This window comes from Candidatus Phyllobacterium onerii, from assembly GCF_028331445.1.
In the GTDB taxonomy this organism is placed as follows: Bacteria; Pseudomonadota; Alphaproteobacteria; order Rhizobiales; family Rhizobiaceae; genus Phyllobacterium; species Phyllobacterium onerii.
The window spans coordinates 253,633-278,142 of record NZ_JAQMHX010000002.1 but is presented as its reverse complement, the minus strand read 5'-3'; the positions used below and the strand labels follow the sequence as shown (position 1 = coordinate 278,142).

At 56.5% G+C, this 24,510-nt stretch carries 25 protein-coding genes and 1 pseudogene; 8 read left to right on the top strand and 18 right to left on the bottom strand.

Annotation, left to right across the window (positions count from 1 at the left end):
- Positions 1–116 precede the first annotated feature (116 nt).
- The 3 genes from PHA01_RS06945 to PHA01_RS06935 form a co-directional block, all read right to left on the bottom strand.
- Positions 117–707: an SOS response-associated peptidase family protein gene (locus PHA01_RS06945; protein ID WP_271894205.1), complete on the bottom strand. Its 591-nt coding sequence runs from the start codon at positions 705–707 to the stop codon at positions 117–119.
- 937 nt (positions 708–1,644) lie between these two features.
- A complete protein-coding gene (locus PHA01_RS06940; protein ID WP_271894203.1) occupies positions 1,645–1,839 on the bottom strand; it encodes a hypothetical protein in 195 nt (64 codons plus the stop codon).
- 120 nt (positions 1,840–1,959) lie between these two features.
- The gene (locus PHA01_RS06935; protein WP_271894202.1) at positions 1,960–2,436 is read right to left on the bottom strand and encodes an Hsp20 family protein; all 477 of its coding nucleotides are present in this window, start codon (positions 2,434–2,436) and stop codon (positions 1,960–1,962) included.
- Between the two features lie 389 nt (positions 2,437–2,825).
- Between PHA01_RS06935 and PHA01_RS06930 the strand changes: the two genes are divergently transcribed.
- Positions 2,826–3,140: a YnfA family protein gene (locus PHA01_RS06930; RefSeq protein WP_271894201.1), complete on the top strand. Its 315-nt coding sequence runs from the start codon at positions 2,826–2,828 to the stop codon at positions 3,138–3,140.
- A gap of 240 nt (positions 3,141–3,380) precedes the next feature.
- Here PHA01_RS06930 and PHA01_RS06925 read toward each other — a convergent pair whose 3' ends face one another.
- The 3 genes from PHA01_RS06925 to PHA01_RS06915 all read right to left on the bottom strand — a co-directional run bounded on the left by PHA01_RS06925 (position 3,381) and on the right by PHA01_RS06915 (position 6,146).
- Entirely contained in the window at positions 3,381–3,743 is a 363-nt protein-coding gene (locus tag PHA01_RS06925; RefSeq protein WP_271894200.1) for a hypothetical protein, read from the bottom strand.
- A gap of 594 nt (positions 3,744–4,337) precedes the next feature.
- Positions 4,338–5,528 carry an epoxide hydrolase family protein gene (locus tag PHA01_RS06920; protein WP_271894199.1) on the bottom strand — a complete coding sequence of 397 codons (1,191 nt, stop codon included), beginning with the start codon at positions 5,526–5,528 and terminating at the stop codon, positions 4,338–4,340.
- A 339-nt stretch (positions 5,529–5,867) separates the two neighbouring features.
- Positions 5,868–6,146, bottom strand: a complete 279-nt coding sequence (locus tag PHA01_RS06915; protein WP_271894198.1) for a hypothetical protein — start codon at positions 6,144–6,146, stop codon at positions 5,868–5,870.
- Positions 6,147–6,291: 145 nt separating this feature from the next.
- On the opposite strand from PHA01_RS06915, the gene PHA01_RS06910 reads away from it, so the two are divergent.
- Entirely contained in the window at positions 6,292–7,044 is a 753-nt protein-coding gene (locus PHA01_RS06910; protein ID WP_271894197.1) for a Crp/Fnr family transcriptional regulator, read from the top strand.
- 547 nt (positions 7,045–7,591) lie between these two features.
- Entirely contained in the window at positions 7,592–7,894 is a 303-nt protein-coding gene (locus tag PHA01_RS06905; RefSeq protein WP_271894196.1) for a putative quinol monooxygenase, read from the top strand.
- A 9-nt stretch (positions 7,895–7,903) separates the two neighbouring features.
- Here PHA01_RS06905 and PHA01_RS06900 read toward each other — a convergent pair.
- Together PHA01_RS06900 and PHA01_RS06895 are read right to left on the bottom strand one after the other, a co-directional pair.
- Positions 7,904–8,253, bottom strand: a pseudogene (locus tag PHA01_RS06900) (IS66 family transposase); the annotation flags it as partial.
- Between the two features lie 34 nt (positions 8,254–8,287).
- Positions 8,288–9,088 carry a DUF1194 domain-containing protein gene (locus PHA01_RS06895; protein ID WP_271894195.1) on the bottom strand — a complete coding sequence of 267 codons (801 nt, stop codon included), beginning with the start codon at positions 9,086–9,088 and terminating at the stop codon, positions 8,288–8,290.
- Positions 9,089–9,162: 74 nt separating this feature from the next.
- Between PHA01_RS06895 and PHA01_RS06890 the strand changes: the two genes are divergently transcribed.
- Entirely contained in the window at positions 9,163–9,456 is a 294-nt protein-coding gene (locus tag PHA01_RS06890) for a hypothetical protein (protein WP_271894194.1), read from the top strand.
- 59 nt (positions 9,457–9,515) lie between these two features.
- Here the strand turns inward: PHA01_RS06890 and PHA01_RS06885 are convergent, their stop codons facing one another.
- Positions 9,516–9,701, bottom strand: a complete 186-nt coding sequence (locus PHA01_RS06885) for a hypothetical protein (RefSeq protein WP_271894193.1) — start codon at positions 9,699–9,701, stop codon at positions 9,516–9,518.
- A 465-nt stretch (positions 9,702–10,166) separates the two neighbouring features.
- On the opposite strand from PHA01_RS06885, the gene PHA01_RS06880 reads away from it, so the two are divergent.
- A complete protein-coding gene (locus PHA01_RS06880) occupies positions 10,167–10,478 on the top strand; it encodes a DUF736 domain-containing protein (RefSeq protein WP_224510503.1) in 312 nt (103 codons plus the stop codon).
- A 599-nt stretch (positions 10,479–11,077) separates the two neighbouring features.
- Here PHA01_RS06880 and PHA01_RS06875 read toward each other — a convergent pair.
- The 3 genes from PHA01_RS06875 to PHA01_RS06865 form a co-directional block, all read right to left on the bottom strand.
- Positions 11,078–12,280 (bottom strand): DUF1173 domain-containing protein, encoded by a 1,203-nt coding sequence (locus PHA01_RS06875; RefSeq protein WP_271894192.1) that lies wholly within the window; start codon positions 12,278–12,280, stop codon positions 11,078–11,080.
- A 462-nt stretch (positions 12,281–12,742) separates the two neighbouring features.
- Positions 12,743–13,123 carry a hypothetical protein gene (locus PHA01_RS06870; protein ID WP_271894191.1) on the bottom strand — a complete coding sequence of 127 codons (381 nt, stop codon included), beginning with the start codon at positions 13,121–13,123 and terminating at the stop codon, positions 12,743–12,745.
- Positions 13,120–13,830: a ParA family protein gene (locus PHA01_RS06865; protein ID WP_271894189.1), complete on the bottom strand. Its 711-nt coding sequence runs from the start codon at positions 13,828–13,830 to the stop codon at positions 13,120–13,122. Before PHA01_RS06865 ends, PHA01_RS06870 begins: the two co-directional genes overlap by 4 nt.
- 487 nt (positions 13,831–14,317) lie before the next feature.
- Between PHA01_RS06865 and PHA01_RS06860 the strand changes: the two genes are divergently transcribed.
- From PHA01_RS06860 to PHA01_RS06850, 3 genes are read left to right on the top strand one after another with little or no spacing between them, the layout of a single operon-like run.
- Positions 14,318–14,716, top strand: coding sequence for a plasmid mobilization protein (locus tag PHA01_RS06860; RefSeq protein WP_271894188.1), 399 nt, complete (start codon positions 14,318–14,320; stop codon positions 14,714–14,716).
- Positions 14,716–17,073 carry a conjugal transfer protein TraA gene (locus PHA01_RS06855; RefSeq protein WP_271894187.1) on the top strand — a complete coding sequence of 786 codons (2,358 nt, stop codon included), beginning with the start codon at positions 14,716–14,718 and terminating at the stop codon, positions 17,071–17,073. The genes PHA01_RS06860 and PHA01_RS06855 overlap by 1 nt, the downstream gene beginning before the upstream one ends.
- Positions 17,074–17,084: 11 nt before the next feature.
- Entirely contained in the window at positions 17,085–17,246 is a 162-nt protein-coding gene (locus PHA01_RS06850) for a hypothetical protein (protein ID WP_271894186.1), read from the top strand.
- Positions 17,247–17,681: 435 nt separating this feature from the next.
- Here the strand turns inward: PHA01_RS06850 and PHA01_RS06845 are convergent, their stop codons facing one another.
- From PHA01_RS06845 to PHA01_RS06820, 6 genes are read right to left on the bottom strand one after another with little or no spacing between them, the layout of a single operon-like run.
- Positions 17,682–19,700, bottom strand: a complete 2,019-nt coding sequence (locus PHA01_RS06845; protein WP_271894185.1) for a type IV secretory system conjugative DNA transfer family protein — start codon at positions 19,698–19,700, stop codon at positions 17,682–17,684.
- Positions 19,697–20,722 (bottom strand): P-type DNA transfer ATPase VirB11, encoded by a 1,026-nt coding sequence (virB11, locus tag PHA01_RS06840; protein WP_271894184.1) that lies wholly within the window; start codon positions 20,720–20,722, stop codon positions 19,697–19,699. The genes PHA01_RS06845 and virB11 overlap by 4 nt, the downstream gene beginning before the upstream one ends.
- Positions 20,685–21,944, bottom strand: a complete 1,260-nt coding sequence (virB10, locus tag PHA01_RS06835; protein ID WP_271894183.1) for a type IV secretion system protein VirB10 — start codon at positions 21,942–21,944, stop codon at positions 20,685–20,687. Before virB10 ends, virB11 begins: the two co-directional genes overlap by 38 nt.
- Positions 21,944–22,756 carry a P-type conjugative transfer protein VirB9 gene (gene virB9 / locus PHA01_RS06830; RefSeq protein WP_271894182.1) on the bottom strand — a complete coding sequence of 271 codons (813 nt, stop codon included), beginning with the start codon at positions 22,754–22,756 and terminating at the stop codon, positions 21,944–21,946. The genes virB10 and virB9 overlap by 1 nt, the downstream gene beginning before the upstream one ends.
- Positions 22,756–23,448: a VirB8 family type IV secretion system protein gene (locus PHA01_RS06825; protein ID WP_271894181.1), complete on the bottom strand. Its 693-nt coding sequence runs from the start codon at positions 23,446–23,448 to the stop codon at positions 22,756–22,758. Before PHA01_RS06825 ends, virB9 begins: the two co-directional genes overlap by 1 nt.
- Before the next feature lie 34 nt (positions 23,449–23,482).
- On the bottom strand, positions 23,483–24,508 hold the full coding sequence (locus PHA01_RS06820; RefSeq protein ID WP_271894180.1) for a TrbL/VirB6 family protein: 1,026 nt from the start codon (positions 24,506–24,508) through the stop codon (positions 23,483–23,485).
- Positions 24,509–24,510: the final 2 nt, after the last annotated feature.

Below are 24,510 nucleotides of genomic sequence, written 5' to 3'. Positions count from 1 at the left end.
TAGAATTCTGCCCCGGATCGCCCGATCCCGCCTGCCAAAAGTAGAAGATGCCGTTCCGTCTTCGAAAGATAGCTCTCGCCTCGGCTTGCCGTTTCAGCTGCACGATCCTTTGCAAGTCAGTCGATCCCAGCCCGCACCGTCTCAGCGATGAGTGACCCTCCCGGGAGCGGTCGCAGCAGTTCTGCCTCGGGTTTCGTCAAGTAAATCCAGGCGGCCCAGTTTTCAGGGCGAAGCACGACCACTTGGCGATTGTGATACGGTTCGACGTCACGTCCCGGCATCGTTGTCAACATCGTAAAGGCGGCGGGATGGTTGCCCTGTCCCTCGCGCCAGATGCCGGCGATCGCCAGGAAGGTTGCATCGTTCAACGTGAACCGATGCTTCGCTTTCGGATATTTCTTGCCCGTGAATTCGAAGAATGCGCTCGCCGGGATAAGGCAACGTTTGCTATTGGCAAACTGACGGCCCTCCGACCGGAAATTGAACACGGGGCCACCACGCCCGGTTGGTGGGAAACTGAAATTCATTTGCGATAGTGCGATATTGTCTCCGGTAGCGTGCATCACGGGAGCCATATCGTTGATCCTAACGTCATCGGCCCGCGGAAGATCGAGTTCGCTCTGATGCGCAGGAATGCCAAGCTCTAGCTTCTGCATCATATCGCAGTATTCGGCCCAACGGATATGCTGCTCATAGTCGTTGCACATGGTTGTCAACCAACCTAGCTCAGCTTTGCCGTCATTGCGAGGGGAGGGAATGAGTCTAAAGTCGACATAGGCCAGGACAGGTTGGATAACTGGACACGAATTCTCAAGCTTGGCCGTCTCGCACCAATTGCGCTTGTTCCGCATCGTCCAATCGATCAAGCAGCCGCTGAAAACGTTTATCGATCGAGTGCAATCGGTATCCGGTGGCCATATGCGCCCGGCCGATTAAATTATAGTGACGTTGGTCTTCTCGAAGCTCACCCCATGCAATCAACTTTTTGTATGACCACGATTGCAGTCTCGAAGCGACGCCAAAGTGACGCGCAGCTGCAAGGAACTCTTAGAGGTGAGCATAGGTTTTCGGACGTTTTTTCTCTTCGACACCTCCGCCTCTATTTTCTGCCTGTTGCCTTCGTACACTTGGCTATCAGTTGCTCGCCCCAGATTAACGGATTTCATAAGATAATCGACTTCGTACTTCTCGCCAGCGGCGACTCTCGCCCGCTTCGTGGCCCTGATCTCTGTTCAGTTTTTTGGTGGCATTCAGGAGTGCACTCTGCATTAGGCTCCAGTCTTCACTGGAGTAGATCAGCTTCCTGAGTTGACGGGGCATAATATCCCTCCCGCACTAGTGTTAGGCGGGAGCACATGGCATCTCTCAATCACGGGGCGCCACTACATGGTCCAGCGACGTAGACAATAAAAGCTCATTTTGGAGTGCGTCAATGCCATGTTTGCCAGCGGACAATGTACTTAGAACCGACACCAAGCCTTGGCTTTGCGCCACCGCGTCGGCTTGTCTGTGGCTATCAGGAGAACGCTCGTTTATTTCGAAAAGCGCTTTGGCAATTGCAATGTCAGCCTGGGAACCGGCGGTCCTGGCCGTTTCATCAACCAACCGATCACCCAGATTGGCCAAAGCAACGGCAACTTCATATCAACGAGCCTCCAGCGCTGCTTCGGTCAGACCTTGAAACTCAGCCTTCAATGCAGCTTCGCATTCGTCGATGCGATCCAAATGATCGACCGACGCGGGGGGTGGATCACTTGGAGCTTGTTGTGCCCTTATCTTTTGCAGAAGCTCTGGCGGGGCGGGCAGTTTTCCCGATGGTTTTATTATCGTAGCTTGCATGCTGTATCTCTCCCAAAGACAAAACAAAGCGTGCCTGTGCCGCTAACTGTTGTACGTTCTCCTGATACTCTCCCGCCCCGATGATCCGAGGCGGGAGGTGATCTTAGCTTGCTCTGATGATCACGCCGCGTAGTTGTCTTTAACCTGCTTGGAGCTTTCGCCGACTATAGTGTTGCCGGTATTGCCGATCGCAATCCGACGCGGCTTCATCTCCTCGGGAATCTCTTTCTTGAGTTCGATCCTTAGCAACCCATTGTCTAGACGCGCATCGATAACCGTCACATGGTCGGCAAGTTCGAACCGGTGAACGAATGGCCGCAGCGCCAATCCGTGATGGAGGTACTGCAATTCCTCTTCGCCCGACTTTTCGCCTTCTACCACAAGCAGATTAGGCTCATGGGTGATCGACAGGTCATCTTGCGACAAACCGGCTACAGCGATGATAATCCGGTATTTGTCTTCGCCAAATTTGACGATGTCATAGGGCGGCCATTTGTCCGAGCCCTGAGGCTGGGCGGAGTTTTCAAGCAAGTTGAAAATGCGGTCGAAACCGACGCTCGACCGGTAGAACGGGGAAAAATCGACGTTGCTTCTCATAGCTAAGTCCTCCTTTGAGCAACATAGAAATGAGGCGCGCCAAGAAGCTTGGCGCTCCCTGACTGTCGGCCCAAACAGTGCGACCGACGGCAAAAATTTGGGTATTGAGCTGTGCGGTGTCAAGGTTTTGCGAGTTGCCAAAACAAAAAATATACGAAGTGGAGAAGTGGCTATCATCGGACTTATAACTCGAAGATCGAGTTTCAACTTTTGCTGCGTTTGCCACCCGTCGTAGCAAACGGAAATTCGAAACGTTTGTTGATTTAAAAGGGCAATCGATCGGCCTGTCACACCGAAGTTCATCTGATGAAAACGGGCGGAACGTGGGGAAGAAAGCACCATGACAGTGCCTCTAGCCCGCGCTGCGGAACCATCTATAAGTGGAAGCCATGTTGACGATTCTCGTTTATGCCGGCGCCGCCCTTGCGAAGATCGCCGGGTGCCTCTCTCTGGGCGTGGCTCATGCTCGACAAGTCGCCGCTGTGGATCATGCCCGGCATGGTCTCACTGGCGTCGTTTGCTTTCTTACTTTGGTTGACACTACCGCAGCAGGACGCGCCTATGCGGCCTATGGTGGGGTTTATATTGTTGCCTATCTCGTGGTTGTGGCTGGTCAGAACAGCAAGCCGGATCGATGGGACGTGACCGTGGCATTGATCTGCCTGGTAGGTGCCGCAGTTATTTTATTTCCGACGAGAGCCTAAGGCTTTGCTCCATAGCAGCTCGCCAAATAGAGCAAGCCATAGCAAGCGCGCTTTGCTGCCTTGAATTGTCGCCGTTCCCTATCGGCCAATGTGCAACAAGCCATATCTCCGCTTCGATAACAGATCGAATGCTCTTGGTTTCGCCGAATTGATCAGTGATGTTACATAAGGGAACGGTAGATCGCGCATGCCAATAAAACGCGCAACCGGAAATGCCGTCCTTGGAGCGAGAGCCTGGCGCTAAAGGTCGGATTGTTCGCGACTGGCATCGCGCAAAGCTTTCATGTCCGCACTGTAGCGCTCTTTGTGAGCCTGCCGCCACTTCCGGGACCTTGCCGCTGCCTCCGCCTTCTGCTCTGGACTCAGCGGATTGGCAGCGCGCCATTTACGTATCCTTGCAGCCGCCTTAGCCGCTGCCTTCGCCTTCTGCTCGAGACTCGGTGGATTGGCAGCCAGCGGATTGGCCGCCCGCCATTTACGGACCCTCGCAATCGCCATCGCCTTCTGTTCGGGAGTCAGCGGATTGGCCGCGCGCCATTTACGCAGTCTTGCAGCCGCCTTAGCTTTCTTGTCGGCCCTAGCCGTATCATCGCCTTTTGTCATGCGTATCTGTTGTCAATTTCAGGCGCATGAAACGGTCAGCGCCTTGGGCCACATTTCGTCCCACATATCGCGCCACAGCGTCAGCAGATTTTCGGCCACAACGACCGGAGTGAAATTCATCATACCAACAAAAAGGCGGTGGACTTTCGAGCACCGCCAATGTGGATAAGGCAATGTATCGATTTCATAAATGTGCTGTAGCTGCTCTTTTTAAACGCCCGGTCAACTGGAGTCTCAAGGGTAGCTAACCTTGCTCTTGGCCTTGGGGCCCTTGCCGACGAGGGGCGTCAGTATCCTCAAGGATAGCATTAATCAGGCGACGCGAGATCGGACTAAAGGCCTACGAGCAAAAAATCAAAAGACCTACACATTCTTATGTATGCGCCCTTGGATTACCAAAAACATCGGTTCTGAGAGCTCTAAAAAGGCTAACAAGCAATTACGACAAGAGCGGTGTTAAGTTCCCATCATTGGTTTCCACAGATTCCACAAACGGATAGGAAACTTGTCTTGGAAACCTAAACGCCAACGATTTGATAGCATTACGGGTGAGCACAGGACGGCGTGATGTAACCCGCCGTCCCACACTTCGTGTCAACGCAGCGATCGGAATGCTGTCCAGAGGTCTTTGGACAGTAGCGTCGGCTGTTCCCAAGCAGCAAAGTGACCGCCCTTTTCAACTTTGTTGTAGTGGATCAGGTTTGGATATGCCTTCTCCGCCCAGCTGCGTGGTGTCTGGTAGAGTTCGTTTGGAAATGCGGTCACGGCTACCGGAACCTTTACGCCCTTGGGGGTGAAGAATGGAAGCTTATTCTCCCAGTAAAGCCGAGCGGCTGAAACGCCCGTATTTGTCAGCCAGAACAAAGTGCAGTTGTCGAGAACATCGTCAGGCGTCATGCCCTCAGTCTGTCCGTCGAACGAGCGCGCGATCATGGCCAAGCTCTCGTGATCATGGTCAATCAAAAAGGTTGCCAAACCAATGGGCGAGTCCGCAAACGCGACCCCTGTTTGTGGGCGCGTTGCCATCCAGAATGCGTAGTAGACCTTCTTATAGAAGGAGACGAGCTGATCGTACGTGCTTCTTTCCTCGTCGGTGAGGCCAACCGGCGCTGGTGCTCCTCCGAAAGCTGCCCCGTTGATATCTTCAGGGACTGCTCCAGGCATGTTGACGTGAATGCCGGCCAGTTCCGGGGGAGCTCGCACACCGATCATTTCGGTAACGACTGCGCCCCAATCGCCGCCCTGCGCCACATACTTCTTGTATCCGAGCCGCTGCATCAAGGTGATCCAAGCGTCGGCGATGCGCTCTGGTCCCCAGCCTGTCTTGGTCGGCTGGCCAGAAAAGCCGTAACCCGGCATCGAAGGTATGATCACATGAAAGGCATCCTCGGCACGCCCGCCGTATGCAGTCGGATCTGTCAGCGGACCGATAAGCTTCAATTGCTCGATGATGGAGCCGGGCCATCCATGCGTGATAATTATCGGAAGGGCATCTTCGTGCTTCGAACGAGCATGGATAAAATGAATATCCAGTCCATCGATTTCAGTAAGGTAGTTCGGCACGGCGTTGAGCCGGGCTTCAACCTTGCGCCAGTCATATTTGTCGCGCCAGTGAGCCAAGAGCTGCCGGACAGTCTTGAGCGGCACGCCTTGGGAAAAGTCGGCAACGGGTTCCTCCTCGGGTAGGCGCGCCTGGGACAGCCGCCGTTTTAGGTCCGCGAGTGCCTCATCCGAAAAATTCACTTCAAACGGTCGAAGAGCTTCAACTATTGCTTGGTCTGCCATTGGTATGCTCCTGTCGGTCGGGCCAAAAACAGAGAGACATGTTCCTCACAACGAACGCCCGTAGCATCTCATGTGCTCGGTGGATGTGGCCAGTGGAGGTCCGCGCCGAGATGCTGGTAGACGGACTGAGCGGCGTGGGCAGCACGATGGTCTTCTAGCGGACAAAACACAAGGATGTTACAGTAACATCTGTGTCGAATTGGAAGTAGACCCAGGCAAGCTTTGCATAGCCTCATAGTGCGAGAGAAACGTAAATTGGCGTTTTAGATCAATGGGCGCCACAGCGCTATGTGCGCGGAAGGAGGACCGAGGCTTTTCCGAGCTTTGCAACCATCCCATTCAAATGACAGTTCCCCACGCCTCGTTCCAAAGCGTCAGATCGTCGATAATGATGACAATCTCGCGAAAACCGTAATTGTCTCTAACGTCAATCGCCCGTTCAAGCGCCAGTGGCACAGGTGTGGCATAGAAGTAGTCGCCTTTGTTGGTCAGGCTATTTTCCGGCCATTCGACTTCGGCGAGCGGTCGGCCGTCTTTTTCGATTATCCTTAGGCGAACTGTGTCAACGGGTGTATCATCACCACTGTGAAGCCTGCGATATATGGCGTTTCGATCCATCCTGACCTTTCAGGCGCAGCGGCTCCGTTTTAACCGACATTCTCCGAGTGGCCTATATTCCCGGATTGTCCTCTGGAGGACATACCATTGTTCCCGGTTTTTATCTTGATATTTATAGTTTTTTTGAAAGCGCTGGATCGTCAGTTTGTTCCTCGCGGGAAGGAGCAACATGACCTTGGTTCAATCCGCTGTTCAAAACAAACTCCTTAGATTGTTGTCACCGGCTGATTTCCAGCTGCTCGCTGCGGATCTCGAATACGTGACATTTTCGCTGCGGGATCCGATCGAGAGTCCGGGGGAACCTGTTGACGCCGCGCTGTTTATCGAGGACGGCATAGCATCGATTGTAGCAAAAAGCCCTACCGGCGGCGATATCGAAATTGCTTTGGTCGGCCTTGATGGAATGACGGGGACCTCGCTCGTCCTCGGCAGCCCCAGCGCGCCGCTCTCCATCTATATCCAGCTGCCCGGTTCCGGCCACCGGATTGCTGCGGGCAAATTGCAGGCGGCGCTGGAGCAAAGTCGGTCGCTGAAGCGGGTGTTTCTTCTTTACGTACAGACGATGTTTGTTCAAACCGCCACGACTGCTCTCGTCAACGCTCAGGCCGAAGCGCGGACAAGATTGGCCCGATGGCTGCTGATGGTGCATGACCGCACCTCGGGCCATGATCTATCCCTAACCCATGAGTTCATGGCGGTGATGCTGGGCATGCGGCGTCCCTGGGTGACAGAAACCCTGCATTCACTTGAAGCCGAAGGCCATATACGTTCTACCCGTGGCAAGGTCGCCATTGTTGATCGCGCGGGTTTGATGGCCGAAGCTAACGGATTTTACGGTGAAGCCGAGCGAGAATATCAAAAGCTACTCGGAGAGCGGCTGTCGCGACAACAACGATAAGGTGTGCGGAATAGCATCTTCGGCATATTCGTTCTTGACGACTTAGGACTGTGTTCTCAGTTTGTCTTATGGCAAGAACAATAAAGACATTGGGACAGGCTGCTCGCCACGGCATGCTCGTGCGATCCCGCTGCCGCAAATGCAGCAAGACAGCCAGCTTTACCGCGGGAAGCGTTGCCGGGTTATTTGGCCATGGCCGCGAGATCAGAAGCGTCAAGTTCAGGTGCAAGGACTGCAACGGCACGGATTGTGAGGTGCCTCCCTACGAAGACACTTTTGAAGGGAAAGCGAAGCCGCAAGCCGTTAAAGGTAACCGCGGGATCATGACCGCGATTAGGGGCACACGTTCAACGGGAGCTTCAAAGTTGTCTGTTGTTTCGACTTGAATTCGGCGTGAGTAACTCTCAATGGCGATTTGGGGCGGATTTATGGGAGTGCCGATTTCTTGGCCATTGCGGCGCTGGACTTCTATCATATTCAAAGCTAGCGGATAAAAGACAACTGTGGCAGGTCGAGTGAAGCACAACCCAAAATAAGATGGTGTAGTATGAATGACAGAATAGGTGCGGTTAAACTGTCCGGTTTCCTACGTTGCGGATCGATAAAGGATATCGACCTGGTTAAGCAGTATCTTCCAGATCATCTTCGTCTTACCAGAGCGGAGCCGGGTTGCATCTCCTTTGATGTGTCGCAGACCGATGATGCTCTGGTGTGGCGAGTGGAAGAGCTTTTTATAGATCGTGCTGCCTTCGATTTCCATCAGCAGCGGACCCGCGCGTCCGAGTGGTTCTCTGCTACGTCCACTATTCCGCGTGACTATAATATCACGGCATGTGAGGAGAATCCGTAAGGTATCGGGTCATGCCGCGATCTTGATTGCAGATAGCTGCCAATTCCACGGGAGCAGGTCGCTGATCCGATTGATCGGATGGTCGGCGATACGGTTGATTACATCGGCCAGCCAAGCCTCGGGATCAAGGTCATTCATCCTAGCTGTCTCAATAGGGTATAGATGGCAGCAGCGCGTTTGCCTCCAGCATCGGAGCCGGCGAACAGATAGTTCTTCAGGCCCAGAGCCAATGGGCGGATCGAACGCTCAGCAGCATTGTTACTCATTTCGAGACGGCCATCAGTCGTATAGCGTGTCAGTTGATCCCAACGCAGTGTGGTGTAACGAATTGCCTTTGCCAGATCGGTCTTGCCGCTGATGTGGGCAGCTGATAATCGAACAGCTTAGCGGCAATCACTTTCCAATGGCGCGCTCCTGAGACTCTTCGCCGACCAGGCAATTATAGGGTTGTGGGTGTTGCACGAATGCGGCGGCCAGCTGGCGCTCGTGAAGTTCACTTAGCTTGAACCCCGAGATCTCGATAACGAGCTTGTTGCGAATTGCCTCGGCAAATTGACTGACGTCTGTCACCTTCACTAAAAATGCCCCGTCTCCCCCGATGACACATGCCTCGTAGTACGCATCAAGGTCATGAATCGCTGCCGGACCCGGTTCGGTCGTCAACATGATCGGGAGACCATCGACGGTGATTCCATCCGCAATCGCCGCATCGCGGGCAACGGGCACCGGCGCCCCGGCATTGTTGGGCCCGTCGCCCGAAACATCGATGACGTGTCGGCTCGCCGAAAATCGACTGGTTCGGATAAGCTCTCGCGCGAACGCCAGCGCATTTGAGATCGATGTAAAGGATATCCGTCTTATCGGCTGCCGGCGCAGCTCCTCGGCAAATTGGGCAGCGGACTGCGGACCGTCAATCAAAGTCCACGGCACCACCTGAACCGCTGAGCCACCCCACTCGACGAACGTCACTGCGGTCTTTCCCCGCGGTCCGCCGAGTACGGCTCTGACGACCTCGGGGCTTCCAAAGGCATTCACATAGCCTTCTCTTTGAACCCTCTGTTCCTCGCTATCCATCGAATAAGAGACATCAACGGCAATCACCAGTTCCAGATCGACCGCCACGGGAAACGGCTGGGCAAAAGAACCTCCGCTTAAAACACAAAAGCAGGCCATAAGCGGCCATCGCCGTCTCATTATCTTATCTCCAGTTACCTCATTCAGCCATCTGGCAGCAGAGCCCTTGGTCTCAAACGAGCCGCGAGCACCGAGTGTATCTCCAATTGGCAATGCTGCCAGCCTCTGTTTCATCCCAATGGAAGTCGATCATCGCGCGGCGAGGCAAGGACAAACTTGTCATTATGACGGCCGAGCAATATCGAAGGCTTATCCGTCGTTCCCACGCCCAGCCCTGCGACATGTTCGAGGCGCCGGAAGACATTCATCAGGAATTGATGACCGGTCTTGGCGATATTGTCGGGACTGCGATGCTTGAGCCTGGGGCAGATCGCACGGTTATTTTAATCGTGGAGCCGGCAGGCGGCGGGAGAAGAGCCGGCCGCTAGGCGAGACCGGTTTGTGTCGTCGTTCCCACCGTCGCTGTGCCGGGCGTCAAGTTTCTGTTTCACCTCACGTCGCAATTACCCGACACCGCCCGGGTGTCCCTTGCCATCAGCCAGATCATCGCGCCGGACTGGATTTTCCCTGCTGGATCATTCTCGACGAGTGGTCCGGTTGAACTGGACAAGGCAATCGATTTCGAGACGATCACGCCGATTGGCAGCTTTAGCCCTGCCTTTCTCAAGTCCATCGCCAGCACCGTCAAACGGGCGGCGCCCCGGCAACTCGCAGGCGTGCGTCGCGCGTTGGTAATGTCAATCAGCTCGCGTCAAGGGAGGCAAGATATCGATGGGCGGCAGAGTCGCTGGCGGAGTAACGCCGCGGCCCGCCATTGCCTCGTTTCTATATGGGCGTGGCACGTCCCCTGCGGTCTCGATGGGGCATGTCTGACCGAAGGGCGCCTCACGCTGTTCAGCTCGATCGGCATCCGCAACGGCCGGCTCGTTTTCTTCCCTTGGCCGCAACCACCCCACATGACAGGCCATGTGAGGACCCCGGTTCGCGTCCATTCCTCGCGAAACAAGAAAGCCTCGTCCTAAGGCCGTCCTCCACTTCGTTTCGGCCTTTTCAGGTGCGGGCCGATCGCCCCCGGTCTGATCGACAGCCATCGAGGCCGCGATGGGCGCGGCCCGAGCAACTGAGAAGGATCAAGACAATGGCAACCATCGGCTCTTTCACCGCTTCGGAAAACGGCTTTTCCGGCACCATCAAGACCCTCAACCTCAACGTCAAGGCAAAGATCATCCGGGTCGAACGCACTTCCGAAGACGCTCCCGACTTCCGGGTCCTGGCCGGCAATGTCGAGTTCGGCGCAGGCTGGCAGAAACAGGCCCGGGAGACCGAGCGAGACTACATCTCGGTCAAGCTCGACGACCCGAGCTTTCCTGCCCCGATCTACGCGACGCTCACTGAAGTTCAGGGCCAGGAAGGTCTGCAGCTCATCTGGTCGCGCAACAGCCGCAGCTGATTGGCAACGAAGCCCCGCTCGATCCGAGCGGGGCTTTCATCATGTTGCTTGTTGAGCGCATCCTTCAGCGCCTTGGCTGCTGTGAACGCCAGCTTTGTGACGTTTCCAAAGCTGGGCAAACCGATATCCGAAGACTGCTGACTATGGGGGCCATGTCCCGTCTGAACTGGATAGGCCGAAAATCGATTTCGGAAGTTCCTGGCTGGCGCAGATGATGTTGCGCAAGCAGCGGATGCTCGTGGTGATCGCATCAGCCAACAAAATGGAAAGGACGCAGCCTGACCAAAGGGCTGCGCAAGGCTGACGCCGGGGTTGAAAGAAGGCGACCGAACGGGCAAAGTGATCGAACAGATCTGGATCAGGAAAACCAGTCATAACTCGTGAGGACTTAAGTTCGACAATGGGATTTGGATCTGATCTGCCAATCACCATACCTGCCAACGGCTTCTGGGAATGCCGTAGATACAGACCTTACAGAAGTCCGCACTTGATCACCCGCACATTCAGATCAAATCTTCTTGCATCACGGGCGGCACCTACAGAAGAGTTTTGAATCGGTCGCCGGGGATCGATTCACCGCAGTGATATCAAGACGCTTGCTACCCGATAGGAAAGGGAGGCATCTCACCTTCGGCCACACGCCATATCCAGGGTTCGACATCGGTCCGTGCCGCAATCATATCCGCCAGCGCGGCCTCGAATTCTTCGTCGGCATCCGGCGGTACGATATAGAGCGCTACCGGCGCCGGCCGACGATGGGGAAGGGTGGCCGCTGCAATTGGCTGGTTGCAGGACAGGTTGAACCGCAAGCCCTTGACGCTTTTCAGACTGAGCCGTGACAAGCGTTCGACCAGTTGTTGTTCGTAAGCATTCTCGATCGGGAGCCATTGTTCACTTGTCGACATCAGGACGATCTCGTCGATACTGGCAAGACCTGACTGCGTCATGCCGAACGTCGCGATGACGAGGAGATGGAATGTGGTATTCGCCTGCCAAAGTTGCAGCTCCGCGGCATAGCGTGACTGCAGCCGGCGCCAGACGGTTTCCTCAATCATCAATGGAAAGCCCGGCATATGCTTGACGATGATCTTCTGGCCACTGCGGGCTGACGCAAACTCCTTCACCTCGCCGATCAGCAACATCAGTTTCCTCGGCCCAGCCGCCGGCGCGCGGATACCTGCAAGGGCAAGAGCCCTTCTTTTGTCGATAGCCGCCTTGTCATCCAGTCGAAAGTTCTCAGGGACGAACAAGCGTTCCGTCAGCGCCCCACCTTTGACAGTCATCGTCGCCGCCGCATCGATGAGATGGCTTCGGACTTGAAACCAGTGGCGCTTGCCGGCCCAATGCGCCGTCCACTCGGTCAAGCCTCCCTGATGCCAGAGATAATGCAGCAACGCGCGTAGCGACAGCTTCCTGATCTCGTTCTTGACCGGCCTTTCATTTTGCACTGCGCCACCCGTGCTCTTCAGCGCGCCACGCTTCGACAGAGAGAAATCGAGTTTGAGCGCCGCCATGCCCTTGTGCGGATCAAGCTGGATCGCTCCGCCGATCAATGGACCAAGGCCTGAGAGCTCATAGGGCGGTTCATAGGATTGGCAATGCGGGTCGTGGTCAGCGCCCGATAGGGGCATGCGCTTGACGAAAAACTGCTCGCCTATGCGCGCGATATACATCGCCGCACCCTGGTCGCAGCACAGGCAGACCGGCCTTTGCCGGGCCCGATATGCTTCGGCAAGAGCGGGGCCGAAACCGGCGTCTTCCTGTGTCAGTATCGCCTGACCTATCCGGTAGCGTCCGCTCACGGCGCCTGCACCTCCAATCAATCTCTTACTTGCCGCCTTGCCTCGCCGTCCCGAGAGGCGCCACACGAGAATATACCTGTCTCCTGTGATCTGCGGGTGTGGCGCAAGGACAATACCGATTCAAGGTCGCGCCGCCCCTCCAATCTTGGCTGCGCTTTGTTCCGACGCAATCGGCTTGAGCTCCGCCGGTCGCTGGCGCCCGGCATTCTCTACGCGCCGCGTCGGTTCCATCTTTCACATACGTCAAGGACACGAAGATGACGATCGAACGCCACATCGAAGAACTGCGCGCCGAGCCTCGCAAAGCAGTCGACCGCGGCCGATCGTGGCGGAACTGGCCGCCCTGACCGGGGACTCGACGTCTTGCGCGAGAACATGGTCCCTGCCTGCCTTGGCGCCAGATTTCCGCCATGGGTGCGAGCCCACTCCCGGATAGACCGGCGCCGGTATCGCCGGGCGCCCTCAATACCCATTCTCCGTCAGGTAGTAGTCGAGCGCTGCCTTCACCACAGCGGTCATTTTGAGATCGTTCTCTGCAGCGGCCCGCTGCAACCGCGCTTTCAATTCGTAATCGAGAGCAACGTTGATGAAGAATTTGACATTGCGCTGCTTGGAGCGTTTCAGATTTTTGAGGCTGTAGCGCGCATCCTCCTGCGCGATGGCGCGCGCCTCGGCTGTTTCACGACGTTGCGTCTCAGTCGGGTTCGGCAACATCTGTGCGGCGACTTTGTCTGCCGCTGGAGGCGTGACGGACGCGACCGCGCTGGAAGCAACCCCCGTTTGCCGTTCCGCCTTACGGGGCGCGATCGACAGGTCCGATAATTCAAGCCGTGCCTTGCTCATGCAGCACCCCCTACGCGCCCGAAGCTCCTGTGTTGCTCGATTTCGTCGACCAGTGCATCAACCTCAATTCTCGCCTTGTGCACCGGATCTGTCAGTTCCTGCATTTGCAAGGTGCCAAGGCCATTTTGAATCTCCCGATAGATATTCCGTTCGAAAAGCTCGGTGGTGAGCAGTCGCGTTCGATAGTCCCCCTCGACCAGACCCGCAACGAAGGGCCGGATATAGCGATAGGCTTCCAAATTGCGACCGGGCACGGAAATGCGTGTCCGGACGTTGATATGATCAATGGACAGACCAAACCGGTCATTGATCTCGTTCACGGCCGCGACCGCCTGACCTGCTGCTTCCAGTTCCTTGATTGCCGGCTGGATCGGAGAGATCACCAGTTCAGCGGAGCGGATAATGGTGGTTTGAAGCGAACTGTCGACCCCGGGAGCGTCGATGATAACGAGATCGAATCCCCGCCCGAGATTGTCAATTGCCTGTTCAATGGATCTTTGCGTCGACGCGACAGTGACTTCCATATTGTCAGGCACATTGTTCTTCTCTGCACAGAGACGCCACCAGCCGGACAGGTTCTGCCGGTTGTCCGCGTCGATCAAAAGAACACGCTCCCCGCGAAGGGCATACTCACCCCCGAGCAACGTCACCAGCGTGGTTTTTCCAGCACCGCCTTTATTGCTTACTGCCGCGTAGGTTCGGGTCATCCGATGGTTTCCGCGTCCTGCTTCGGGATGGACATTGTGCTTCGAACCCAGGGGCCAATGCAAGCAAAAAATGCACATAAGATATTCATTCAATTCATCGGGTTTGAAGGCCTAGATCTCAGGAATACAGTGTGGAATATATTCCACATCCCACAAACCCAATTTGTTTTTACACTGCATCAGTGTAGCGATTGGTAATTGAGACATACAAAAAATTGATACAAAGCAATTGTTTGGTGGTGACGTTTTGTGTGTCTGATGCGGCCGGCGAACAGCGTCCGCCGGTATCGCACACCTTTGACTGCGGCGCATTGAGGGGGTGTTCGAACCGTTCTCATATCGTGCGACAAAAGTTTACTGCTTGAAAAAATGTTACCGAACTAGTAAGATTTGTTTTGGCAGGATACGCAAATTTGTGATACAAATTTGCTGACGATCGACGGACAAGCCGTCGATGAGGCCTGCGGTGGCTTCAAGGGAAGGTTCGATGGGTGCGTTTACGAGCAATGACCGTAGGCGGGAGCGCAGAGACCAAGTCGTCCATGCGCGTTTCAGCAAGACCGAAATCGAGCGGATCGAGCATGCTGCCGGGGCTGCCGGGATGACCGTCTCGGGGTTTATGCGCTCTCTCATCCTGGAGGGTGCGGGGGTGCGCCCGTTCTTGACCGATGCGGACAGGGCGGTGCTTTCCCTGCTTCTGTCTGACATCAAAGCAGTCAGCGTCAATCTCAACCAACTGGCGCGAGCGCGCAACAGCGGTGAAACTGGCCCGTCGCAAGACGAGAAAAGGGTGATTGATGATGTTCAACGCGTCGTTGCTATCGTGCTGTTTGAACTGCAGACCTTTGCCGAGCGCCGCGCTCGCAGGCGCGTCGGGAGCGTGTGATGGAGATTTTTCTCGGCGCATTCACCTCAGAATGGGAGCAGCGCAAGGCAGCTTTCCTCCATGATCTGACGCTCGGGCGCCGCTCCTTGCCGGAAGAGGATGAGCGCCGCCGCCGGGGAGGGGGTGTCGCGCCGAGGGGGCCAGCCGGGATGGTAAAGTCGTCGGGCTTTCGATTTCGGACGGGAGGGGAAGGTCATCCGGGCAGCGTCCAGTGGCGCGCCGACCGGCCCATGCGCGCACGCTTTGCCGGGCTTGCCTCGGGGAGTCAGCCGGCCGTCGTGAAATTGGCTTCGTTCGGCGGCAGCGCGCGGCTGGGAGCGATGATCAACTATGTTTCGCGCAATGGCGAAGTGGTGGCCGAGAACGAGTGTGGCGATCAACTCCGCGGACGCGATCAACTGTCTGCTGTGGGAAGCGAGTGGGATCACCTGATGAAGAACCGGGCTGAGAGCCGGGATATTGGCCTGTTCAAGATCGCCGTCGCCGAGGGCGGATGGCGCGCTGACGACGACCTCTTTGGCCGAGCCCAGGAGATTGTGAAGCGCGGCCTGGGTGACCGCGCCTTTGTGTTCACGGTGACCGCACGGGCTGATGGGAGCGGCTACGACATCGATGGCGTGACGGTACTGAGAAACTCCAGTGGTGAGCGATTGACGGCCGACGACAAGGCTGCAGCGATCGTGCAGGCGCGCATGGAGAGCGCTTGGGCGGACGCGGTCTTTCGATTTACCGGCTACGGCAACGGCACGGACTACGGCACCAGCCACGTGCGATCACTGGTGGCTGCGCATAAGGGCGAGGTTCAGGACGAGCAGGGACGGTCGATCGCAGATGCCAAGCAGGCCGGAGAGCTTGTTCAACTTGAATGGCGCGGCCAGCTTCATAGCCGCAAACCGCGCGATGTCATGCATCTTGTCCTGTCGGCGCGCGCCGGAACCGATGCGTCGACCTTTCGGGAAGCAGCGCGGGATTTCCTGGGGACGCAGTTTGCCGGGCACCGTTATGTGTTCTCACTTCACGATGCTGCAAGTGACCCGAAGACGGAGGAAACAGGCGGCAAGCGGCCGCACGTTCACGTCCACGCCATCATCGCCATGCGATCGGACGCTGGTGACAGGATCGAGACGACAATCCCGGCCTTTCGGGAGTGGCGGCTGACAATGGCCGAAAGGGCGCGCGCGCACGGCATCAACATGGAGATGACCGATCGCCGTGATCGTGCGAGCGCGCCATCCTATTCGAGGAACCAGGTGCGTCCGGTGAACACAATCGGTCGTACGCAGCATGAGGGGACCAGTGCTGCGGCCGAGCAGCGTTACGGCGCCAAACGAGACGATCTGCCCAGTTATTCAGCAACGGCACGCAGCCTGGCCTATATGCAGAGGGCATACGGAGAGTGGCGGAAAGTGCGGCAGTCTCGAGGTTCTCGGACGCAACAGAACTTCATCCGTTCGCAGATGGTCCGGCTGGAGGATCCCAGAACCACGGTAGGAAGCCGCGGTACCGCTCATCAGGAAGCTGGAAATCCCGGCTCGCAATTTCGAACATATCTGGTAAAGTTGACTGAGCTTGTTTCTGAGGGTGACGATATGCGCCACATGACGCGACCGGAATTTGAGGCCTATGAAAAGCGGGTCGAGACCGCACTGTTCCAGGCGGAAAAAACCTTGCCACCCGAAGCGCACAAGGATTTCGAGGAGATTGCCCAGGCGGCACGCGAGCATGTCAATGTTCGCCGTGAGATCGTCGAACTGCTTGAGGGGCGATCGGCAGCGGGCAAGGCGGACAACCGATTTCAGGACCAGGGCAGAGGCGATCCGCAGGATGGCAAGGAACATTGGGATGCTGCTGTGGCGCGGCATGGTCTCAGGACCGCCGACGAAGCAAACAAGGCGCTCCTCGAAATCGAGAGAACACGAGAAGCGATCGAGCGCAATGCCGCGGAACGGCCTGACGAAGTCCCGGCTTTGAAGAAGGATCTGGACCTACATATCACCAAGGCTGCGGAGCTCGGTGCGTCCGGGAACCGCATCATTCGCGAGGTGGCGGAAATCGATGACGACCTGAAAGCTGCGTTGCAATCAATCGAACGTGATCGTCAGAAGCGTGAGAATGAAAAATCCCCCGCAAGGACACAATCTGACGAAGCCGCCATTGCCAATCGCACTATGCCTCAAGTTGAGAAGCAGACCCACCCTGATGATCGCGATGCCCGAGGTCCAGAAAGTGTGAGGGACTCTGCGTCGCGGCAAGAAACCAGCGATACGACCAAGAGCGATCCCGCGAAACAACATGTTCCTCGCCTGGAAGAAATTCAACGCCAGACGAAACATCGGAACGATGATCGCGAACGATAGGAGACAACGTCATGCGTGACGAAAGACGAATCATCGTGGTTGAGGAGGACCACAAGAGCAGCGATGGTGTGGCCGGCGTGTTCGGCGTTCTGTTTTTTGTTGTCATGATACTCGCACTGGTCGATCGCGGTCTCACAGTGGCGTGGGCAACCGTGTCGGCATGGCTCAAATGAGTTTCGCTTTGTTGGGGGTCGGGAATGACTTCACGGCGTAGAAACCTCCTGCCCATGTCGCGAGAGTTCTAATCCCTGCTACATCGCAAGTTTTGCCGCTTAGGAGCTGGAACAACTTAAGAGCGCCTTTGCGCGTAGCGCTCAAATAAGGCGCCGCCTAGTGCAGGTAAGCATCCAAACAGCATCAACTGAGGTGTTCCATGAAGGCTAAATAGGCTCGATAGGAGAATTGCTAGCAGCGCTCCGACAAGGGCACCGATGATATAGGGAAAGTAGCTCTTCATCCAACGTCTCCGTTCAGCACTGACTTGCGCGATGCTGCCTCTCCTGTGGAAAGAGATAGCCGGTGCACAGAACAATCTCGAATGAATGGTGCTGCCTGTAAACCTCCATGACCGTGCGTGGGCCCATTGTACCCAACAAGCTTCGCGCTGCTCACACGAGCCCGACGTCGGCGGGATCCGGGACTGTCTGCTTCAAAATCTCGGCGATGCTTTGTCTGCTTCGCGATGAAACGCCTTCAGCCTTCTTTAGCTTTGCATCGATCGTCGCGCGCAGCCGTTCTGCGGTAGGCTTTAGTCGTGCTCCTATTTTTGCGGCTTCCTTATCTGTTGCATCGCCAAGCCCTTCAGTGAACCCTGAGTCCAGCTTGTTGCCGATTTTCGTGATAGGGGCCAACTGCATTGCCTTGGCGACAACGGTCGGCGCATTTCCACCAGCAGCCTCGTTCCGTCCATTTTCCTCTTCTGCCGACGTCGAGACACCTCCATACTCTTCACCAACTGCCGGAACCTGCAATTGGCTGACAAAATCCACTTCCGGGATGGCCGGCTGGTTCTCAGCAGCAAATCGCGCCGCACTTTCAAATGCAGCCAGTTGATGAAAGCGAAGCTTTTGTCCAAATATAGCTCTCTGCCCTTCGACGAGCAGGAGCATCCGATCCTCCGGCATCTGCCGAACCTCCTGCGGCATCATCAGGTCGCGTTCGCGGATCTGTTCAACTTTCGTCCGGCGAGGCAGTCCCATCAGTTCCCGGGTTCGAGACTCCGACGTATAGCGGATGGTCTTCTTGCCAAGCGCGCGCGAGGCGTACTCGGCTGTAGCCTGGTCGTTGGCGCCGAGAATGAGCTGCAGCCCGCAATTGCCGAGAAGAGAATGGCGGGACGTTTCTCCGTAGATCTCATCCAGGCTTTTAAGATCCTGGATGATGAAGGCCATCTTGATATTGTAACCAGCGACATAGGGGAGTTTGTTCATGATCTCGTCCATCCTCTTCAACTGCCGGAATTCGTCGAGCAGGAAGTAAGCGGGCAGGGCGCCGGGATCGAACTCGCGGGTGAGGAGGTCCATGCTCTGCTGAACAAAGAGGGTTAGGAGAGGCCGCAGAATGGTGACATCGCTGATGTTCGGTGCGAGATAAATCGAAACTGGCCGCCGGCGCATCGAAGCCAGGTCGATGTCCGTCACATTCGTCGCTGCAATGACGCGTTCATTGCGAAACGGCTGCATCGCCTTCTGGATATCGAGGAGCGCAGAGCGGGCCGCCCGTTCGCTGAGGGAGATGTAGGCGTTGAAGCTGTCCGTGGTAAACCGTGAAAGATCCGGCTCCTTCTCGTTGATCAGCTTCATCAGGACCTGCAGATCGACGCCCGCGTTGAAGATACTGTTGACCTCGCCGAGATTGCGACGGTTCCGGTAGCGGCTGCTTTCGAGCACATAGCTGATAACGCCGGCAATAACTTGTTGGGCGGTTCCTTGCCAGACGGCATTGTCCGACCCTGGCGTTTCCGGAATCAGGATACTTGCCATATTCTGGATGTCGATGGTGCGGTTGCCGCGATCCTGCCGGACAAAATCCATCGGGTTCCATCGATGGGTCTTTGAAGCCCCCGGCGAGAACAGAAACACCTGGTGTCCGTTTGCCTTCCGATAACCTGCCGTTTGTTGGAAAATCTCTCCTTTCAGATCGGTCACGATCATTGAGCCTGGAAACATCAAGGCGTTGGGGATGACATATCCGACGCCCTTTCCCGAGCGAGTCGGGCCAATGATGAGATGATGCCGATCATCAAGCCGCCGCAGGATGTTGTGGCCTATTCTGCCAAAGATGTGGCCTTCCTTGCGAAACCACTTTCCCTTCCGGATCGAGGCAGTATCCTGGAACGCTGCGTCTCCCAGCGGGTTGAAAGGACGGCGCAAGCCAAAAACTCCGGCTCCCGTGGCAACCGCAATTGCGGGAAGGAGGGCTCCTACCGCTGCGATCTGGAGTGCTCGATGGTCGGAATAGAGCCAAAATTGCTGTAGCGGAGCAAACGGGTTGGCCGTGACGGTCAATTGGAGGATGCGGCTGTCCTTGTAGACGAACTGAAGTATCAAGCCATAGCCGATGATCCAGACTGCAACAGCGGTTAGCACGCAAAACAGCAGATAGGCGGCAAGATATGTCCTGCTCATGCCGTATGCCTTGCGTAGTAGATTTCGGAAACGCCCCTGCGGCCGCCCTCGCGTCGCAACTGGATGACAACCGGGATCACCATCTGGATGTAGGATATCAGATCCTGCTTGGAGTACCCTGCCGACATACCGCCTTGCTGCACCATCATTGCGAGTTGTTCGTATGCGCCGAGAGGTGTGTCCGCATGAACTGTCGACATGCTTCCGGGGTGACCGGTATTAATGGCGCGCAAAAAGGCGAAAGCCTCGGATCCTCTGATTTCACCGACGAACAAGCGATCTGGACGCATTCGTAGGGACGCTTCGAGGAGCGACTGAATCGTGACCTGCGCCGTTCCCTGGTCGCCACGCGACGCCAGGAGATGAACGGCGTTCCTTTGTGGCGGAAAGAGTTCGCGCGTATCTTCGAGGGTCAGGATGCGCTCAAAAGGGTCAATCGTCTTGAGGCAGGCATTGAGAAAGGTCGTTTTTCCCGTCGACGTCCCACCACTGATCAGGATCGAGATCCGCTGTCGAATGGCAGACTCGATGAACTCATAGATTCGTTCCGCTTTAAGATGCTCGATGAGGGTCTGCTCAACGTCGCTGAGGCCGCCCAATGCGACAGAGACCTTCGCCAGCGAGCCATTGTCTCGATACTCTTCGAGGGTGAAGTCACTCGTCACCTGCTTGCGGATCGAGATGGCGCCTCCGTCCGCTGCAGCCGGCGGCAGAACGATCTGGATCCGCTCACCCGTTGGCAAGGCTGCGGAAAGGATCGGGTTTGCCCGGCTTATGAACTGGTGCGTCGCGCCGGCGACGCGTTCGCCGATGTTTTCGATCTCGCCCATCGTCAGGGATGGAATTTCATGATGTTCCATCACGTCGGCGCCGAGCCGTTCAATATAGACGTGTCCTGGTCGATTGACCGAAATTTCCACGACTGCCGGATCGGACAGAAAGTCGGAAAGAGGGTCAAGCGATCGCCACAGGAAATAGTAAGGACTATCGGCGGCTTTGATTTTGGCGGATGCCTCGCTCATGCTTGATTTCCTTCAGCGCTTCCTCGACCGGGTCCGGATACATTGCGGAGAAGTCGAGGTCCTGGCGGACGTAGACGAAGATGCGCTCACCCTGGTGAACACTTATCGTCGGGGGAATTTTCAGGTTCTCCGCCAGTGCCTGGTTGGCCATGTCGGAAAAGGTCTGCGCGATCGTCTCGCGCGCGAGTTCCGCAGCGCGGTCTGAGTCCGAAGATCCATTGTTGCCGCTTCCCGAACTATATTGGTTGCTGCCATAGCCTGTCAGATAGGAGGAGCCCGCCCCAACGATCGAAAGCAGGATTGCCGATCCGAAACGTTCCCGCCATTTGTTGTCGACAAGACCTGTCAGGCCGGTTCGTCCCAGGCTGTCCGTGCCGATGCTGTTGAGCCGAACCGCCACGCCGTCGTCTCGCAGCAACCGCGTCCAGATGACAAATATGCGTTTCTGTCCACGCGTGACCTCGGACTGGTATTCACCGATGAGCCGTGTTCCGGTCGGGATCAGGATGCGGCGACCGTCGAAGGAATAGACATCCTGGGAGGTGATGGCGCGGATCTGCCCAGGCAGGTCACTATTGATGGCTGTCTCAAGGACGCCGGGGATCAAAGTTCCCTCGGGGATCATGGCATCAATGCGGTCGACTTGCCGGGCTTTGGCTGATCGGTCGCCGATGGCTGAGGCGGAAGCCAGAAACTTGCTGTTTCGATCTTCGCCCGCCACGGCCGGTCCGCCCTCGGCACTGCTTGCTCCCAGCGTGTCGCGACCATTCTCGCCCTTGTTCGAATCGATCACAACCTGCTTGGATAAGAACCTTTTTGGAAACTCCTCGATTTTTTCGGGCTCGGTGGCTGTTTCGTCGATCGTTTCTGCAGTCCCCGGCGGAGCAGGGACCTCGAACTTTGTCGTATCTGAGGGTTCCTCCTTTTTCTCCTCGATGGGGGGATCAGGCAGCTTGATAATCGGCTCAGGTTTCTTTTCAGGCTGCTTCTCACCCTCACGAAGAAACGATGGTGGACGGAAGGTCGTTGTGGTGAACTCTTCGTCGCCTCTGACGCTCTCCGGCCTGTGCTGCTCGGGAGCAAACACGACGACATAGGCCAGCGCCGCTCCACATAGGAGGAGAGCGGCCCGTCCCAGTCGTTGCTTTCGTCGGGCGCGCTTGTCTCTGACGTCAACCTCATCGCCGGCAAGCATCGCTTCGAGTTCTGGAGACCGCTGCATCAGTTTCCACTCCTTCGGCGTGTTTTCGCCTTATCGTCCAGGCTCGGCGCCATGATATCGGGGTCAGGCGCCCCGAAGTCAGGCTTTCTCAAATTGAAGATGCAGGTCCACCGGTTGCCGTCACGCAGCGTGTATTGGGTCGCAGTCCCATCGACGACAATGTATTCGCCCTCACGTCGGAAGTTCCGCAGGGTCTCTGAGAAGTCGGCGTTGACAGCAAAGATTGCCGGAACGGTTGCGCCGAACTTGAAAAATGTCTTCTTGCCGTCGTCGAACACCATTGACGGCTTCAGCTTTGCGTCGCCGGAAAAAGAATAGTCGATATTGACGTTGGCCTTGTCGATGCCCGCCATGTTTGGATTGGCGGCCCGCGCCTCAGCCTCTTTGCGAAGAGAGGCGCTGAGATCTTTTTCAGGATAGACGAACCGGATGCCAAAGACCTTCTTGCCGTCTTCGGGCGCGTAGTCATTGAGCTCGAGATAGTAGATCCGCTTGGTCGTCACCACATTCATATTGGTGGTGACCTGTCTGGCTTTGGGTTTGACGAAGAGAATATTGCCCTTGTCCGTCGGCACAACATCCCAGCTTTCGGTGTCGCCGAGCGCGACAGTCTCGAACTTCTCGTCCTCGTCGAAAATAATCATCGTCGAAATGCCATAGGTGGCAAAGACACGGACAACATTGTTGGGCTGGTAGACGACGCTTGTGACGCGCGGATCGAGCCGACCAGCTGCTGGCGTCTGCGCAGCAATGGCAGGCAAGAAAGAGCCGATTGTCGTCAAAGTGGCGGCGAGAAGGATGCGAGGAATCATCAGCGACCGCCCTCGGTCACCGTCTCCTGATCGCGGCGGTAGTCGTAGACCTGGAATCCAAGCGGGTTCTCAAAACGCCATTCGTTGGTCGCCGGTGTATCGGTGTAACGATAACGCACGACAGCGATCCAATGCCGCGGAATGGACTCGGTCTCGGATTGTTCGACAGTCGTGAAGCGGACGATCCCGGTGCTCGTGTTGGGAAAGGTGACCGACGCGATTTCCGTCGTCACCCGCGTGTTGCGCCCGTATATTCTTGCAGGGTTCTGTGGATTGGCAGCGCTGTAGAGGTCCTGGAGCTGGCGGGCTGCGTTGCCAGTCGACAGAAGTGCCGCCATGCCGAAATTCTGCTCGATGGCAAAAGGATCATAGCCTTCGCGCGACCGGATATAGCGAACGATATTGGCCTGGGTGATCGCTTGCTGCTCGGTCAGGTTGGTCGGTCTTGTGAGCCCGGTCTTCACCTCGACATAGCCGGTGTTCTTGTCGACTTCGACGATATAGGGTTCGAAGCTCTTCAATGGCACCAGCATGGCAAGCGTCGCAAGGCTCACGAGCGTGATCGCACCAAAGATGGTCGTGACAAACCATGCCAGCGCTCGCGACCGTTTGGCCTTTTTGACGACTTCCTGTTCCCAGATGTCGCCGCTCTGGTAGTAGGTTCGCAAGCGTTCGTCGTTCGTTTCTGCCATTGCCCACTCATGCCCTTCGAACGTTGGCACCCGCCTACGCAGGCGTACTGTTTTGTGTGATCTTCGTTTGCATCGCGGCCTTGGTGCCCGAACTGTCGCTGTTCCCGCCAGACCTGTACCTGTCGCGAAGTGCACGGCCACCACGGTAGGCCGAGCGGCCGACCGAACTTGCTCCGCGCACGGTTGTCAACGGAACAGTCACGCCGAATCTCCTGGCTATCCCGATGCCAAATGATCCAACGCCGGATGAAATACCGCCTGCGATGCCCTGCCCGATCGACTGGACGTAAAGCATGACGAAGGCACCGGCGGCGCACAGGAGGAGGAACCCGGCGATATCGGCGAGCGTGAGGGTCCTTGAGCCGCTCGCCGCATGGATCTTCGTCAACTCTGGGTTCATCGCAGCAATCAGGAATGAGGCGACGACATAGATGAACAGGGGGATTAGTGCGTAGGTGAGAACCTGGTTGAACCACCCGACGCCATAACCACGGGTTCTTTCGAACAGCATGCAGGCGATGAAAATCGGCGCTGTGCCAATCAGGACCCACAACATCACCTTGGCCAGGATCAGGATCGCCAGTGCAACGGCGATGAAGATCCCCGCGCCGACCATGATTAAAACGCCGATCATGCTGGGAAGGATCGAGAAATAACCCGATTGCTCGGCGAAGGTAGACGCCGCCTGATTGGCGGTTCGCCAGATCTGCGAAAGGCCGTTGGTGGGCTCGGTTATTCCTGTTCCGGAGGCGGCCAGGATTGCGCGGCCAACGTCTTCGGGCGTGTCATTGATCCACTGATAGAGCAGATTGTTGAAATTCGCCCATGAACTGACGAGAGCAAGAATGATCATCATGCGGACGATGCGACCGACAACCTCCGACACGCCAATACGCGCGGTCCCAAGGAAGAGCTGGAGGCCGTAATAGGCGACATATGCAACGAGCATAAGTTGCAGGAGGGGCATGACCTCTTGTCCGACGACGGTGTAGGCTTGTTCGGAAAACGACGTTCCCGAATCCTCGATGCGCTGAAGCAGATCTCCAAGAAAGTCTTCCATCG